The sequence below is a fragment of the Corynebacterium parakroppenstedtii genome (genome assembly GCF_019754935.1).
GTDB classification, from domain to species: Bacteria; Actinomycetota; Actinomycetes; order Mycobacteriales; family Mycobacteriaceae; genus Corynebacterium; species Corynebacterium parakroppenstedtii.
In genome coordinates, this window is sequence record NZ_JAGSOA010000001.1 from 1,083,953 (window position 1) to 1,098,059 (window position 14,107).

Genomic DNA, 14,107 nt, shown 5'->3' on the forward strand with positions numbered 1-14,107 from the left:
GCGGGACCAAACTTCGCTAGAAAATCTACATTTTGGCTGGACAAGGCCTAAAAACATATTTATACTAACAACGTTGAGATGATCTCAATAGGCAAACTAAGGCTTAGTACTTTGTCGGTACTTTTCGGCCGATCATCCCATCTTGTTAGAAGCTAACCATCCTTTAAGGAGATTTTCGTGAGCGACTCGTCCAACAAACAGAACAACGGCAGCAAGGGCTCCAAGGATCTCGCTAAGTCACAGTCCTCATCCGTGGCTCAGAGCGACAACTCCTCCGCCCTCCAGACCGAGCACGGTCAGACCGTCGTTGCAGACACAGTTGTCTCCAAGATCGCCGGCATGGCAGCCCGCGAAGTTTCCGGCGTTCACGACCTCGGTGGTGGCACCGCTCGCATGGTCGGCGCACTGCGTGAGCGCATCCCGGGTGGCCGCGTCAACGTCCAGCAGGGTATTTCGGTAGAGGTCGGCGACCGCCAGGCAGCCGTCGACATCTCCATCGTCGCTGAGTACGGTGTTGCCATCCACGAGCTCGCAGAGGCCATCCGCAAGAACATCATCGTTTCCGTCGAAGCCATGACCGGCCTCGAGGTCACCGAAGTCAACGTCACCGTTCACGACGTCCACCTGGACATCGATGACGACGACGAGGACGACGACGAGCAAGAGCAGCCCCGCGTCCAGTAGGAATCGCTACTGACCTTTTATGGATGCTCCGGTATAGGTAGCCTTATCCGGCAGCAGCCGTACACGCGCAGGCAAAATAGTGCAGCCATAACAGTGCAGACATAGCAATGGAAAGGATCCTGTGAGCACTTCCCGCTCCTCACAACAAGGCCACCGCACGTCCGCTGGCTCACGCGAGGGCAAGGATTACACGCACGATCCCGCCTATATATCGCAACGTCGCACACTGATCCGTCGCTATCACCCCGATCGCGGCGGCGATGCACAGTTGTTCATCCGTAAACTCGACGAACTCGACCGCGAATGGGCGGATCGGTACGCTCCCACTCCTCGTCCGACGACGTCGATGGGGGCGAACTGGGATCGAGCACAAGATATCGCCCGTCGACACACCGACGCCGACGGCCATCTTGATGCTGGAGCTGCAGCCGCAGCGGCTGTGGCGGTCTCCGCACCCACCGCTCGACGCGTGGTCAAGCGCATTCGTCGGGTGACTCGACGGACGACACGCGCGGTACGGACTCACTTGCCGAAAGGTATGCCGGGCGCGGTGAGGTACGCCTCCACTAGCACGCGGCCCCGGTAACGGCGCTCCGGTAGCACTCCACAGAAGGCGCAGATTGCGAGTCCACCCAACCCTCCTATCCTTCATGGAAGGATCTTCACCAGGAAGGTGAAATCATGAAATACGCAACTCCCATTGGTGTCGTCGTCGGCTTCATGCTGGCGCTCGCCATCATGCTCCAGGGATTTTCCGGCTTCCTCCTTGTGCTCGTATTCTGCGCTATCGGAGGCCTAGCCGGAGCACAATATGACGGTCTCATAGACCTGCGTTCGCTGCTTCGTAGTGGCGGACGAGGCAGGGGCTAAATATGCCTCAACCCTCCACAGTTATCTCCGAGAAAGCCGTGGGCCGGATTGTTGAGCAAGCACTAGCATCCGTTCCCGGGTGCATCCATCACGCAAGTGGACTGGACAAAGTCACGGGGCGCGAACTCCCCCGCTGGGAGATCGACCTCGACTCCGAGAACCGCGCCATGTCCATCGTGGCGCAGATCGCCGTTCGGTGGCCGTCGCCGGTCACGGAAGTTGCTGCCTCCGCGCGGCAAGCGCTGCACTCCTGGGTCGAGCGGTACACGGACATTCCCGTTATCAAGGCCGACGTGTCCGTCGCAGCGGTTGTTCCGGGTGACGTTGATAACGCCCAGCCGACGCGCGTGACCTCTGAGGACATTGCGGCACGCCAACACGAGCCCAGCATTGAGGCCGTGACGGCGTCGCCACTAGAGACGCGGGAAGTCACGACGAACAGGCAAGTGACGTCGCTTCTCCATCCGAAGCCGTTTGGAGATGTCACCCTCACGCCCGTGCACGTCAATCGGACTGCTACCGAGCTCATCCATCCGCAGCACACGCGGATCGAACCGTTCAAGGACGTCGTTGCGCATCGCACGCCGGTTATGCCGGTGCCGCCGGTGCACACGCGGAAGGAACTGACTCCGATCTCGGTGAACAGCACCGATGTTCAGTCTCCGGTGACACCTGAGCCGATTAGGCCCACTATTTATCCGTCGGTTGATCGCACGCCCGTTGTGCATGTGGATACCTCCGCTAAGCCACGGAAGACCGAGCGCATTGTTACGCATTCGCGCCCGGTGGAGCCTCCGCTGACGCCGACGCCGATCACGCCGAGCATCACCCCGACCGCGAAGCGCATTCCGGTCATCCACTTGGTGGGAGAGATCGGGCCTCGACGCACCGACCCCATCGTGGTGGAGTCCTTGCCCGTGGAATCGGTTCGCGCGTACCCGCTGAAGCCATCCCCGGTCACCGTCGATAAGACCGAGGTCACCCACCCGAAGGCCCCTGAAACACCTGTTGACCAGCACAAGGTCATGCAGGCTTTGGAGGACGACGAAAAGCAGGCTGTTGCCCATGCTCGGGCAGGTTGGCCGCAGCCATTCGCGGAGTCCGATGCGACGAAGAAGCGGAAGGCTAAGGAAGCCGAGCGTGCTGCCCGAGCGCGGCGCCGTCGTGAGCGCGACGCGCGGAAGATCCAGACGGTTGTGTCTCCCGGGACTATTTATCCGTCGACAGTCGGTACCCCAGGGGGCAAAATTCCGAGCTCAGACCGCAGCATTCCTGTGTTACGACGCGACGCTGAAGATGGTTCGAGGAAGGGACAGAAGTAATGGCTAAACACCAACTGAAACCCGAACACGAACCGACCCCTGGCAACGCTCAGGCCGGAATTGGCCAATCTCGGGCCGACAACCCTGCCGGAAAAGCGGCGAAGCCCGCGGACGGGAAGGGTGCCACGTCCGGGAAGGTCGAAACGAAGGCTGACAGCAAGGTGGCTGAGACGAAGGCCGACGCAAGGAACGCGGATGTGAAGGCGGACGCTAAAGCTGACGCTAACAAGGCTGGCGCGAAGAACGCTGATGCGAACAACACCGCTACGACGCCTGACAGCCACAAGCAGAGCGCAACTCCTAGCTGGAAGAAGCTGAGCTTCCGCCCAGCGAAGGAACCTCGGAAGTCGCCGAGGGCGCGTGGCTGGATGTTCATCCTTGGGCTGGTCTTCCTCGCCGGTGGTGCCGTCGGTATCCGCGAACTCCTTCTGGAAACCGACACGATCAGTGGACCGTCGTGGCTACAGCCGATCATCGATTGGCTCAGCCATGCTCACTGGGTTCAGATGTTCCTGATCATCGCGGTTATCGCGCTGATCCTGGGCCTCATCATTCTCATTGCTAGCCTTCGTCCGCGGACCAAGACACACATCTTGATCGACAACGAAGCCTCCTTGTGGATGCGCCCGGTGGACATTGCCCGCGCTTGCAGCGCTCGTGCGAAAGACCAGCGTGGCGTGCTCAATGCCACCACCGTGGCAACTGCGAAGCGCGTCACCGTCACTGTCACCGGCGACCCGGACGACCCCGGTCTGTCCGACCGCGTGCACAAGGCATGTCGCCCCGTCGTTCAAGCGGTGTCTTCACAGCCGGATCTCAAGGTTCGACTTGCCCGACCAAGGAGTGATCAATGAGCCACGGAAAGTCAATATTCCTCCGGATCATTATGATCCTGGTCGCCGCCATCCTCATCGCAGGCGGTCTATGGGGCATCGGCCTAGCCTTGCACCTCACACCAGCCGAAAAGCTCGGTGAGTACGCAGACACCAGCTTCTGGGGCACGTTGACCGATAAGTCCTGGTACCCGACGGTCCTCGGTGTGGCGTCGGCCATCCTGATTCTTCTTGGCCTCTGGTTCTGGTGGTTGATTATCGATCGCCGCCGCGTCACCAAAGTCGAAGCAAAAGAATCTGCCGACAACGGACGAGTCACCGTTCGGCTGGACGATATTGCGTCCGCTGTGTCGCAGGATCTCACCCGGTACGACGGTATTGCGGACTGCAAATACCGCTCTGAGGTGGACCGTGGCCAGAAGGTGCTGACGATGACGTTGCGGTGCGACCCGCATGCCGATCTGGATCATGTGCGGGGCGAGTGCCGCCAAGCAGCGTCGGATATCGTTTCTGCGCTCCCCCAGGAAGATGTGGATACGCGATTCCTCATCCACCTGGATAAAGCGAGCTAGCGTTGCCTGAAGTGCTTGTCGGGCTTTTTTCGGCCCCCGGCACACAGGTTTTCGACGTAACGCCGGCTGAACCACTTACTTGGTAGGTGGTCAGCCGGTTTTTTCATGTGCGCTTGTGGATCGACGACGACCACGCTAGGGCGAGCGTCGGCTGTGACCAACGGCGTCAACGTCGGCGAAATCAGCGGGAGACCGGCGTCGGCAGTAAATGCGCATTTAATATGTGAGTTATTTCTCTCCCCGCTACCACGGGTTTTCCTCACCACCGTGGAACAATAAAGTCAAGGTCGCCTTCCTTAGCGTGGCCTGAAGCGTGACCTGAGCGTATACAGACGAACAAAACACGGCCAGCACAAGGAGAAGAAATGCCACGGCTTCCTATGAGTGATCGTCCCGTCGAAAACCAGTCTGGGCACTGGCTCTTGGCGCAAGTGGGTAAGAAGGTCCTTCGCCCCGGCGGGCGCGAGTTGACCGAAAAGATGCTCAGCGCGCTGCCCATTCACAACCATGATGTCGTGGAGCTGGCCCCTGGGCTCGGGAAAACTGCGGAAAAGATCGTGGCGAAAGAGCCATCCTCCTACACAGGGGTCGACGAAGACCCGGATGCGGCTCACCTGGCTGCGGCGGCTGCTCACCAGGCGGCGTCGGGACACATGCCGGCCAACGCTATTCGGGTTCTCCAGGGGCGGGCGAACAACACCACCTTGGACGACGAGTCCGTCGATGTGGCCGTCGGCGAAGCGATGCTGACCATGCAGGGTGATAAGGGCAAAGCGGCCATCATTGAGGAGGTTCACCGGATTCTGCGGCCCGGCGGGCGGTACGCCATCCACGAGCTCGGCCTGCAGCCCAATGACCTCTCCGATGACACGAAAACCGAAGTGCGGAAGGCACTGGCCCGGTCAATTAAGGTCAATGCCCGTCCCCTCACCGAGCATGAGTGGCAGGATCTCCTGACCTCGCACGGCTTCGAGGTTGAGACGACGCACTTCGCCCCCATGGCGTTGCTGGAGCCCAAGCGGATCATTAGCGACGAGGGCATCCTGCGCACCCTCAAGATCGCGTTTAACATTGCGACGAAGCCGAAAGTGCGCAAGCGCGTGATGGGGATGCGGCAGACGTTCCAGAAATACGAGAGCGAATTGACCGCTATCGCCATCGTCGCCAACAAGAAGTAGGGTGATTAGCAGGGTGCCGGGTCTGCCCGGCTTTACTCGGGTTTACTGGGCGGCCGGGGCCGGAGGGAGGAACGGCACGACCGCGCTCGGGACCGGAACACTCTCCGGTACAGCGTTGACGATCGGCTGGCCGATGTTTGCTAGGGCCTCGTCGCGCACGGCATTAACCGTCGGCCAGAAGGGCGAAGAATTGCCTATAGGGCCAAAGGTGTTCGGAGCATAGCGATCCTGGAAGTCCTTAAAAGCGGCGTTCCTATACGTCTCGAACGCGGATTGCGCGACCGCGCGGGCGGGATAGGAGGTCAACGCGACGGGTGCAGATTCGTTGGCTGCAGGGGCGGGGGCTCCGGACGCGGGGATGCCCACACCGTCCAGCGCTAAGGGGTTCCACGGCTGGTTGGTGAACGCACCCTGCACATCGTCGGTCAACTGCTGCGACGGGCCGTTAGTGCTGGCGGATACGGAGAAGAACGGGCCAAACGACGCCGACGCGTTCACGGAGCTGCGATCATCGGACCAGCCCCACTTGGTCCCCAACACACCGGGAAGCGTGGCGGTACCGTAGTCCTGCTTGTAGCCGTCGGCAGCCACGGGAGATGCCGTCGCTAAGGCAGAGAGGACAGGACCAAACGGGTTCTCGCGCTTCTTCGCTTCCAAATAAGTGACCGAATCCGCCGTGGACGTCGTGCTGTTCCCCCAATGAGGAGCACCGTGGGTATCCGCCAGGTGGTACTTCGCCGCGCGGTCGTTGATGCTATTCGGGTACTTGGCGTAGAGCTCGCTCGCTATATTGTCGTCCGAGAACCGGAGCATCTGAGTGGCTTTGGCCTGGTCCTCCGGCGTGCCGTGCTCGAAAACGTAATCGGCGATATACATCTTCACCAGCGACAAACCTGGGCGCGACTCGTGCTCGTTCGCAGTTCCCACGTGGTGACCGGTCAACGTGCTCTGGAACGAAATCTGGGTCCGCCCCGGTGCAGCGATATTTCCATTCTGGTCGACGTTGGGCATCGGCGCTGCTGAGGCATTACTTGGCGACGCAACCGTCGGTGCGAACAATGCTGCAGCTGCAATGACAGCGCCTGAGAGAACGCGAATCCGGCGGCGTGAGGATGTGGGGGCACGGTGCCGGCCAGTGTGCAGATATTGGGAAACGATGGTCATGGGAATCCTTAGGGAAATGAGGGAACTGTCTAGGTCTACTCTATATATCCCCAGCGCCTTGTAGAACTGTTTCTCATCTGTTTCAGAGCACACGCGAATGGGGTGGAGTGGCTACTCGCCGGTTAGGCCCCGCGATTTAGGGTTATACGACAAAAATGTGTCCGCATGCCGGAAAACTGCGGGGGAATATCGGGGTCTCTTGTGAAAACTACGGGGGAATATGGTCGAAAAATGGCCGAAAATTGACCATATTCCTTTGCACTTTTATTTAAGGGCGCATATTCCCCCACACTTTTGGGCTCCAGGGTTCTGTCCGCACTGCCTTTTGCTACTTTTCCCCCAGCAAACGTATCAAAATAAAACCACCGCTCCACGGAGGTTGAAACGGTGACTCGAGGGCACGAATGGCTTAGTCTTTCTTAAAGCTTCCTTTAATACCAATCCCAGTAGCTAAGACTATGAGAGCAACCATGGTCACGTCTGAGGCAAGATCGCTAATAGTGCCACTCTTGCGCAAGAGGATAACGGAGATCGCGACGAAGAGAAGAACTATGGCTATGCCCAGACGTTTCATGGTTTAAAGACTTTCGATTGTGCGGAGCATGAAGTATATATCCCATTGATTTCCTTTATTTTTACGCTGGTTCCATCGCTGGCACAATCCTTAAGCACCTTCTGATTGTTCCAAGCCCATGCGAAAGCCGAGACAGACGCTGGGCGGATGACGGGTGGCGGGTCGGCGCATAAAGAAAACCCCGCTGCGCGGAGCAACGGGGTGACCTCTTAGCACCCGGCTACTAGCCGGGGACGCTTGTCAGAGGTTATTACTTGTTGATCTTGGTCACACGGCCAGCGCCAACGGTGCGGCCACCTTCGCGGATAGCGAAGCGGAGGCCTTCGTCCATGGCGACCGGCTGGATCAAGGTGACGGACATGTCGACGTTGTCGCCAGGCATAACCATCTCGGTGCCCTCAGGGAGCTTCACAACACCGGTAACGTCGGTGGTGCGGAAGTAGAACTGCGGGCGGTAGTTGTCGAAGAACGGGGTGTGACGGCCACCCTCGTCCTTGGACAGGACGTAGACGGAACCCTCGAACTCGGTGTGAGGGGTGTATGCGCCGGGCTTAGCCACGATCTGGCCACGCTCAACGTCCTCACGCTTGGTACCACGGAGAAGCAGACCACAGTTGTCGCCAGCCTCTGCGTAGTCGAGCTGTTTGCGGAACATCTCGATACCGGTGACGGTGGTGTTCTGGCTCTTCTCCTTGATGCCCAGAATCTCAACGTCATCGTTGATGTTCAGCTTGCCGCGCTCCACACGACCGGTGACGACGGTGCCGCGACCGGTAATGGTGAAGATGTCCTCAATCGGCATGAGGAAGGGCTTGTCGGTTTCACGAACCGGATCCGGGATGGACTCGTCGCAGGCGTCCATGAGGTCGAGGATGGACTGCTCCCACTTTTCGTCGCCCTCAAGAGCCTTCAGAGCGGAGATGTGAACGATAGGTGCATCTTCGTCGAAGTCCTGCTCAGCGAGGAGTTCACGAACTTCCATTTCGACGAGCTCGATGAGGTCCTCATCATCAACCATGTCGCACTTGTTCAGAGCGACGAGGATGTAAGGAACGCCCACCTGGCGAGCAAGAAGAACGTGCTCGCGGGTCTGAGGCATCGGGCCGTCGGTAGCAGCGACGACGAGGATTGCGCCGTCCATCTGGGCAGCACCGGTGATCATGTTCTTGATGTAGTCGGCGTGGCCCGGAGCATCCACGTGAGCGTAGTGACGCTTCGGGGTGGAGTACTCGACGTGAGCGATGTTAATGGTAATACCGCGCTCTTTCTCCTCCGGCGCCTTATCGATGGCGTCGAAAGCGAAAGCCTGGTTCTCTTCGGGGTACTTCTCCGACAGAACCTTGGTGATAGCAGCGGTAGTGGTGGTCTTACCGTGGTCAACGTGACCGATGGTACCGATGTTTACGTGCGGCTTGCTCCGATCGAACTTAGCCTTCGCCACTGTTTGTCCTCCTGGACTTCTCGGTGGCTACGACGTTCGCAGCCACGGGTGGTGTTACCTTTCGCAGAAACACTTTCACCTTGTTAACCCTGGTCATCATCGATCATAAATTGGTGTCAACACTGGTCAGGGTCAATAGAAAGTGACTCTACGAAGGTGATTTAAATATTGCCAGTTACAGCATAATAAAGGGGTAAGGCAACGTATTTCAAGCTGCCTCCGACCTTGATTCTATGGTAACGGCCACCACACACTATTCACATCACACACTCTTATGATGTGCTGCGCATTAACAGTCATTGTTTTGCCAGCAATTTGTGGATAGTGCCTGGCTGGCCCTTACCATGCGGTGCCCTTCGTCGACCCTGTAACCCGATCGACGAGGGGCTGTAATGGTGAGGGTGCGCGGATTACTTGTTACCCGTGCGCTCCGCGATGATCTCCTGCGCGACGTTCGTCGGAACTTCCGCGTAGGAATCGAAGATCATGGTGTAGTTTGCACGACCCTGCGTCTTCGAGCGGAGGTCACCAACGTAGCCGAACATGGACGACAGCGGAACCGTGGCCTTAACGACCTTGGCACCGGAGCGGTCCTCCATGGAGTGGACCTGGCCACGACGTGCGTTGACGTCGCCGATGACCTCGCCCATGTACTCCTCAGGAGTGATGACGTCCACAGCCATCATCGGCTCCAACAGAACCGGCTTCGCCTTCTGAACGGCTTCCTTGAGCGCCTGAGCACCGGCGATCTTGAAGGCCATTTCAGAGGAGTCAACCTCGTGGTACTGGCCGTCGACAAGCGTGGCCTTGATGTTGACCAGCGGGAATCCGGCCAGCGTACCGTACTGCATGGCGTCCTGGATACCGGCGTCGACAGAAGGAATGTATTCCTTCGGCACGCGGCCACCGGTAACGGCGTTCTCGAACTTGTAGGTCGCGGACTCGCCCTCTTCCAGCTCATCCGGGTTGGGCGCGTAAGGCTCCAGCGAGATGATGACCTTCGCGAACTGACCCGAACCACCGGTCTGCTTCTTGTGGGTGTATTCGTACTTCTCGACGGGCTTGCGGATGGTCTCGCGGTACGCAACCTGCGGGGCACCCACGTTGGCCTCGACCTTGAATTCGCGCTTCATGCGGTCCACAAGGACGTCGAGGTGGAGCTCGCCCATACCGCCGATGACGGTCTGGCCGGTCTCTTCGTCGAGCTTGACGGTGAATGTCGGGTCCTCTTCAGCGAGGCGCTGAATAGCGATACCGAGCTTTTCCTGATCAGCCTTCGACTTCGGCTCGATGGCCACCTCAATAACCGGATCCGGGAAGTCCATGGACTCCAGGATGATCTGGTCATTGGCGTCACACAGGGTGTCGCCGGTGGTGGTGTCTTTCAGGCCGATGAAAGCGTAAATGTTTCCGGCCTTGGCGACGTCCATCGGGTTCTCTTTGTTCGCGTGCATCTGGAACAGCTTGCCGATGCGTTCCTTGTGGCCCTTGGTCGAGTTCATGACCTGCTGGCCAGGCTCGACGGAACCGGAGTACACGCGAACGAACGTCAGCTTACCGAAGAACGGGTGGGCGGCGATCTTGAACGCCAGAGCCGAGAACGGTGCGTCCACGGAGGGGTGGCGTGTCAGCTCGACGGACTCGTCGCCGACCTTGTGGCCGTGGACCTCTCCGACGTCGAGAGGCGTCGGCAGGTACCAGTTAATGGCGTCGAGGAGCGGCTGGACACCCTTGTTCTTGTAGGCGGACCCACAGAACACGGGGAAGATCTCGGAGTTCACAACCATCTTGCGGATGGCCTCGTGGATCTCGTCGGTGGTGAGTTCCTCACCGGCGAAGTACTTCTCCATGAGCTCTTCGTCGGACTCGGCGACGGCCTCGAGCAGCTTCTCGTGGTACTCGTCGGCCTTGTCCTTGAGGTCGTCCGGGATTTCCTCGATGGTGGGCTCTGCTCCGACGTCGACCTTGCCGCGCCAGGTGATGGCGTTCATGTTGATCAGGTCAACGACGCCGTCGAAGTCATCTTCAGCACCGATGGGCAGCTGCATGACCAGCGGCTTTGCGTGCAGGCGGTCGACGATGGTGTCGACGGTGTAGTAGAAGTCCGCGCCCAGCTTGTCCATCTTGTTGACGAAGCAAATACGTGGGACGTCGTACTTAGCGGCCTGGCGCCACACCTGCTCGGACTGCGGCTCGACACCTTCCTTACCGTCGAACACGGCGACGGCTCCGTCGAGGACGCGAAGTGAACGCTCAACCTCGACGGTGAAGTCGACGTGGCCGGGGGTGTCGATGATGTTGATCTGGTTGTCTTTCCAGAAACAGGTGACCGCGGCGGACGTAATCGTGATGCCGCGCTCTTTCTCCTGCTCCATCCAGTCAGTGGTGGAAGCACCATCGTGGGTCTCACCGACTTTGCGGTTGATACCCGTGTAGTAGAGGATTCGTTCGGTTACGGTGGTCTTTCCGGCATCGATGTGGGCCATGATGCCGATGTTGCGGACCTTATGAAGGTCAGAAAGCACTTTTTGTGCCACTGTGTACCCCAACTCGTAGTTTGGTGGCCCACTCACCGGAACCAGTCGATCGTGGCGATCCGATGGTGGCGGGCCTGCGTGTAATTCTTGGTCTGGCTACGCCGGAGAGGTGATTACCAGCGGTAGTGCGCGAATGCGCGGTTGGCTTCAGCCATCTTGTGAGTGTCTTCACGACGCTTCACGGATGCGCCGAGGCCGTTGGATGCGTCCAGGATCTCTGCGGCGAGACGCTCGGTCATGGTGTTTTCGCGACGCTGGCGGGTGAACATAACCAGCCAACGCAATGCCAGGGTGGTTGCACGGCCAGGGCGAACCTCGACCGGGACCTGGTAGGTTGCGCCACCAACGCGGCGTGAACGCACTTCGAGGGTGGGTTTGACGTTGTCAAGAGCCTTCTTCAGGGTGAGAACCGGGTCGGTGCCGGTCTTCTCACGGCAGGATTCGAGGGCTCCGTAGACGATGCGCTCGGCGGTGGACTTCTTGCCATCGACGAGGACCTTGTTGATCAGCTGTGAGACGATGGTATCGCCGTATACCGGGTCTTTCGGAAGCTGACGTGCGGGTGCTGGACCTTTACGTGGCATGAATTACTTCTCCTTCTTCGCGCCGTAGCGAGAACGTGCCTGCTTACGATCCTTAACTCCCTGGGTGTCGAGGGAGCCGCGGATGATGCGGTAGCGGACACCTGGGAGGTCCTTCACACGGCCACCGCGAACAAGCACCATGGAGTGCTCCTGGAGGTTGTGGCCCTCACCGGGGATGTAAGCGGAAACCTCAATACCAGAGGTCAGACGAACACGCGCAACCTTACGGAGAGCGGAGTTCGGCTTCTTCGGGGTCGTGGTGTAGACACGGGTGCACACACCGCGGCGCTGCGGTGATCCCTTGAGGGCCGCGGTCTTCACCTTGGCCTTCTTGTCCTTGCGGCCCTTGCGGACCAGCTGCTGAATAGTAGGCATGTACCGACTTTCTATGTTTCTTGACGCGTTTGCGGTTCATTCCCGGGGTGCTGTTTCCCGATCCTCGCGGAGCCGATCCGGATAGATCTACCCTCAGATAATCCACGCGAAGTGTGATGGAAATTACAACAAAACCGGGTTTTTCACTCGCTCACTGGCATAGTGCCCGTGCAGGCGGGGTGCTTACTTGCCGCTCGCACCTGCCTTTGCAAGCTCATTCCGTGGTGCTAAAAACTTCTTTCCGACGTTGCGCTAGGCAACTTTTCGGAAGAAATTTTTAACGCCGTAACCAGCATTTTTTGAGCGTACGTGAACGAGTCAGCCGCTCTCGCTGGCCTACGGTGGACGTTTGTCCCGCCCGCACGTGGCGGACACAGCGCTCCAGTTTAAGCGATAACCTGGATTTTTCCCAAACTTGTGGTGGGAAACCGGTGGGATTTGGGCGTGGGTGGCGGGCGTTCGTTAGCCAGGCGCCCGTCGCGCGTCGGCTATTAGGTGGCCGGGCGTCCGCGGAACGCGACTAACCCCAATCCGGCTCCCGAGTTGCCACTCCGTCAAACACGGAGGAAGAAACGGTCTTACCGTTCTGCACAACATTCAAGGTGGATCCGTCGATGTTGATCACGGTTCCACCGCTCTTCATCGAGTACGACCTCCCATCGGAGCCGCGGCTCGTCACATCTCGCTCGAGCGCGCCGCCGTGGTACCAACCGCGGTAATAGAACCCGTCGGTGTCCCCTACCTGGCAGATGACAACCTTGTCGCCGTCCTCATTAATTCCCGCATACACCCATTCGTCGTCGGCATTACAGGTTGCAGCACTGTTATCGGTAAATCCTTGGCGACCCAACCCCGGGATGTCGGTCCCGGTGTGGTTACTCGATGTTGTCGTGGTTGTCGTCGTTGTCCGCTCGGTGGTGGTGTCTTCCGTGGTGGTTTCGGTGTCCTCGGGCTCCGTCGTCGTTTCTTCTATGGGCTCGTTGCTCGGTTCTTGAGGAATTGCCGACGATTCGCTGCCAGGCGCGCCATCGTCGTTACTGAGCTTTTCCCACGGCTTCCACATCAGCGCTCCGATCAGCGCGGCGACCACGACAAGAATGAGAATGATAGGAAGCAGAACCTTCCAGATCGACGAGCTCGACTGGCCGGCCTCCCCCTGCGATCCGACGGCACTCGAACCGCCCGACTGGCTCTGACCATATTGAGCGTTTTGGGCGTACTGAGGTTGCTGGTTTTGCTGCCCGTACTGCGGCTGCTGGTTGTACTGCCCCTGTCCGTATTGCCCTTGCTGGCCATATTGACCCGGCTGCCTCTGGGGATTATTCCACTGGCCTGCCCCATTCTGAGCAGCACCGTACTGGCCACCGTATTGTTGGCCGCCGTATTGACCCTGGCCCGGCTGACCGTTCCCACCGCCCGGGGCGCCTCCATTCCACTGCTGGCTACCCCCGTTGTTCCAGCCGGTGTTGGCGGCGTTATTCCAGCCACTTCCTCCACCGTTGCCAGCGTTGTTCCATTGCTGGGAATTGCTCCACGAGTCGCCCGACCGAGGAGACACACTCCCGTCGGGGTTCCGCACTTCACTCCACGCTTGGACTGGCTGCCATTCGCGGGTTTCAAAATCCTCTTCCGACGAGGGACTCCCGGCGGATTGAGCGTCGGACGTTCCTGCCGATGAATCACTGCCTTCCGTGGCTTGGGTGTCCTCACCAGCAGCGTCGTTGCCTTGGCCACCGTCGTGTTGGTTTTCGTTGGCGGCGCCGTCGTCGGCACTTTGATTCTGGCGATGTGCGTCGTCAGCCGAATTATCATGCGTAGGGTCGCCCGAGCCGTCACTGCCCCCGCCGCCGTCAGAGCGGTCGTTGCTTGAATGCTTCCAGGAGTTGTCGTCGGGAGTCATGGTGAGCCTTACCTGTTAGGTTGATCGCATTCCGGGTAATATTCTAATCGACCCTCGAGCACCTCACAGACTC

General features: G+C 59.2%; 14 protein-coding genes. 7 read left to right on the plus strand and 7 right to left on the minus strand.

Features of this window, described 5'->3' with window-relative positions; genetic code table 11:
- Positions 1-252 precede the first annotated feature (252 nt).
- The 7 genes from KCQ76_RS04590 to KCQ76_RS04620 all read left to right on the plus strand — a co-directional run bounded on the left by KCQ76_RS04590 (position 253) and on the right by KCQ76_RS04620 (position 5,459).
- Positions 253-684: an Asp23/Gls24 family envelope stress response protein gene (locus tag KCQ76_RS04590; RefSeq protein WP_041629601.1), complete on the plus strand. Its 432-nt coding sequence runs from the start codon at positions 253-255 to the stop codon at positions 682-684.
- Positions 685-805: 121 nt separating this feature from the next.
- A complete protein-coding gene (locus KCQ76_RS04595; protein ID WP_046202864.1) occupies positions 806-1,270 on the plus strand; it encodes a hypothetical protein in 465 nt (154 codons plus the stop codon).
- 95 nt (positions 1,271-1,365) lie between these two features.
- Complete coding sequence (locus KCQ76_RS04600; RefSeq protein WP_012732449.1) at positions 1,366-1,554, plus strand: DUF2273 domain-containing protein; 189 nt, start codon at positions 1,366-1,368, stop codon at positions 1,552-1,554.
- Between the two features lie 2 nt (positions 1,555-1,556).
- Positions 1,557-2,876: an Asp23/Gls24 family envelope stress response protein gene (locus KCQ76_RS04605; protein ID WP_046202863.1), complete on the plus strand. Its 1,320-nt coding sequence runs from the start codon at positions 1,557-1,559 to the stop codon at positions 2,874-2,876.
- Complete coding sequence (locus tag KCQ76_RS04610; protein WP_052722127.1) at positions 2,876-3,730, plus strand: DUF6286 domain-containing protein; 855 nt, start codon at positions 2,876-2,878, stop codon at positions 3,728-3,730. The genes KCQ76_RS04605 and KCQ76_RS04610 overlap by 1 nt, the downstream gene beginning before the upstream one ends.
- A complete protein-coding gene (locus KCQ76_RS04615; RefSeq protein WP_012732452.1) occupies positions 3,727-4,281 on the plus strand; it encodes an Asp23/Gls24 family envelope stress response protein in 555 nt (184 codons plus the stop codon). The genes KCQ76_RS04610 and KCQ76_RS04615 overlap by 4 nt, the downstream gene beginning before the upstream one ends.
- A gap of 365 nt (positions 4,282-4,646) precedes the next feature.
- Positions 4,647-5,459 (plus strand): class I SAM-dependent methyltransferase, encoded by an 813-nt coding sequence (locus tag KCQ76_RS04620; RefSeq protein ID WP_046202861.1) that lies wholly within the window; start codon positions 4,647-4,649, stop codon positions 5,457-5,459.
- A gap of 42 nt (positions 5,460-5,501) precedes the next feature.
- Here KCQ76_RS04620 and KCQ76_RS04625 read toward each other — a convergent pair whose 3' ends face one another.
- The 7 genes from KCQ76_RS04625 to KCQ76_RS04655 form a co-directional block, all read right to left on the minus strand.
- A complete protein-coding gene (locus tag KCQ76_RS04625) occupies positions 5,502-6,623 on the minus strand; it encodes a hypothetical protein (RefSeq protein ID WP_052722126.1) in 1,122 nt (373 codons plus the stop codon).
- A 409-nt stretch (positions 6,624-7,032) separates the two neighbouring features.
- On the minus strand, positions 7,033-7,197 hold the full coding sequence (locus KCQ76_RS04630; RefSeq protein ID WP_156441656.1) for a hypothetical protein: 165 nt from the start codon (positions 7,195-7,197) through the stop codon (positions 7,033-7,035).
- A 250-nt stretch (positions 7,198-7,447) separates the two neighbouring features.
- Positions 7,448-8,638: an elongation factor Tu gene (gene tuf / locus KCQ76_RS04635; RefSeq protein WP_012732455.1), complete on the minus strand. Its 1,191-nt coding sequence runs from the start codon at positions 8,636-8,638 to the stop codon at positions 7,448-7,450.
- Between the two features lie 410 nt (positions 8,639-9,048).
- Complete coding sequence (gene fusA, locus KCQ76_RS04640) at positions 9,049-11,175, minus strand: elongation factor G (protein ID WP_046202860.1); 2,127 nt, start codon at positions 11,173-11,175, stop codon at positions 9,049-9,051.
- Positions 11,176-11,288: 113 nt separating this feature from the next.
- Entirely contained in the window at positions 11,289-11,759 is a 471-nt protein-coding gene (gene rpsG / locus KCQ76_RS04645) for a 30S ribosomal protein S7 (protein ID WP_012732457.1), read from the minus strand.
- A gap of 3 nt (positions 11,760-11,762) precedes the next feature.
- Positions 11,763-12,134, minus strand: a complete 372-nt coding sequence (gene rpsL, locus KCQ76_RS04650) for a 30S ribosomal protein S12 (RefSeq protein WP_012732458.1) — start codon at positions 12,132-12,134, stop codon at positions 11,763-11,765.
- A gap of 520 nt (positions 12,135-12,654) precedes the next feature.
- A complete protein-coding gene (locus tag KCQ76_RS04655) occupies positions 12,655-14,034 on the minus strand; it encodes a hypothetical protein (RefSeq protein ID WP_052723066.1) in 1,380 nt (459 codons plus the stop codon).
- Positions 14,035-14,107: the final 73 nt, after the last annotated feature.

Coding starts and splice junctions, on each gene's coding strand:
- KCQ76_RS04600 (WP_012732449.1), top strand. CDS start 1,366: ATGAAATACGCAACTCCCATTGGTGTCGTCGTCGGCTTCATGCTGGCG.
- KCQ76_RS04605 (WP_046202863.1), top strand. CDS start 1,557: ATGCCTCAACCCTCCACAGTTATCTCCGAGAAAGCCGTGGGCCGGATT.
- KCQ76_RS04610 (WP_052722127.1), top strand. CDS start 2,876: ATGGCTAAACACCAACTGAAACCCGAACACGAACCGACCCCTGGCAAC.
- KCQ76_RS04615 (WP_012732452.1), top strand. CDS start 3,727: ATGAGCCACGGAAAGTCAATATTCCTCCGGATCATTATGATCCTGGTC.
- KCQ76_RS04620 (WP_046202861.1), top strand. CDS start 4,647: ATGCCACGGCTTCCTATGAGTGATCGTCCCGTCGAAAACCAGTCTGGG.
- KCQ76_RS04625 (WP_052722126.1), bottom strand. CDS start 6,623: ATGACCATCGTTTCCCAATATCTGCACACTGGCCGGCACCGTGCCCCC.
- KCQ76_RS04630 (WP_156441656.1), bottom strand. CDS start 7,197: ATGAAACGTCTGGGCATAGCCATAGTTCTTCTCTTCGTCGCGATCTCC.
- rpsG (WP_012732457.1), bottom strand. CDS start 11,759: ATGCCACGTAAAGGTCCAGCACCCGCACGTCAGCTTCCGAAAGACCCG.
- rpsL (WP_012732458.1), bottom strand. CDS start 12,134: ATGCCTACTATTCAGCAGCTGGTCCGCAAGGGCCGCAAGGACAAGAAG.
- KCQ76_RS04655 (WP_052723066.1), bottom strand. CDS start 14,034: ATGACTCCCGACGACAACTCCTGGAAGCATTCAAGCAACGACCGCTCT.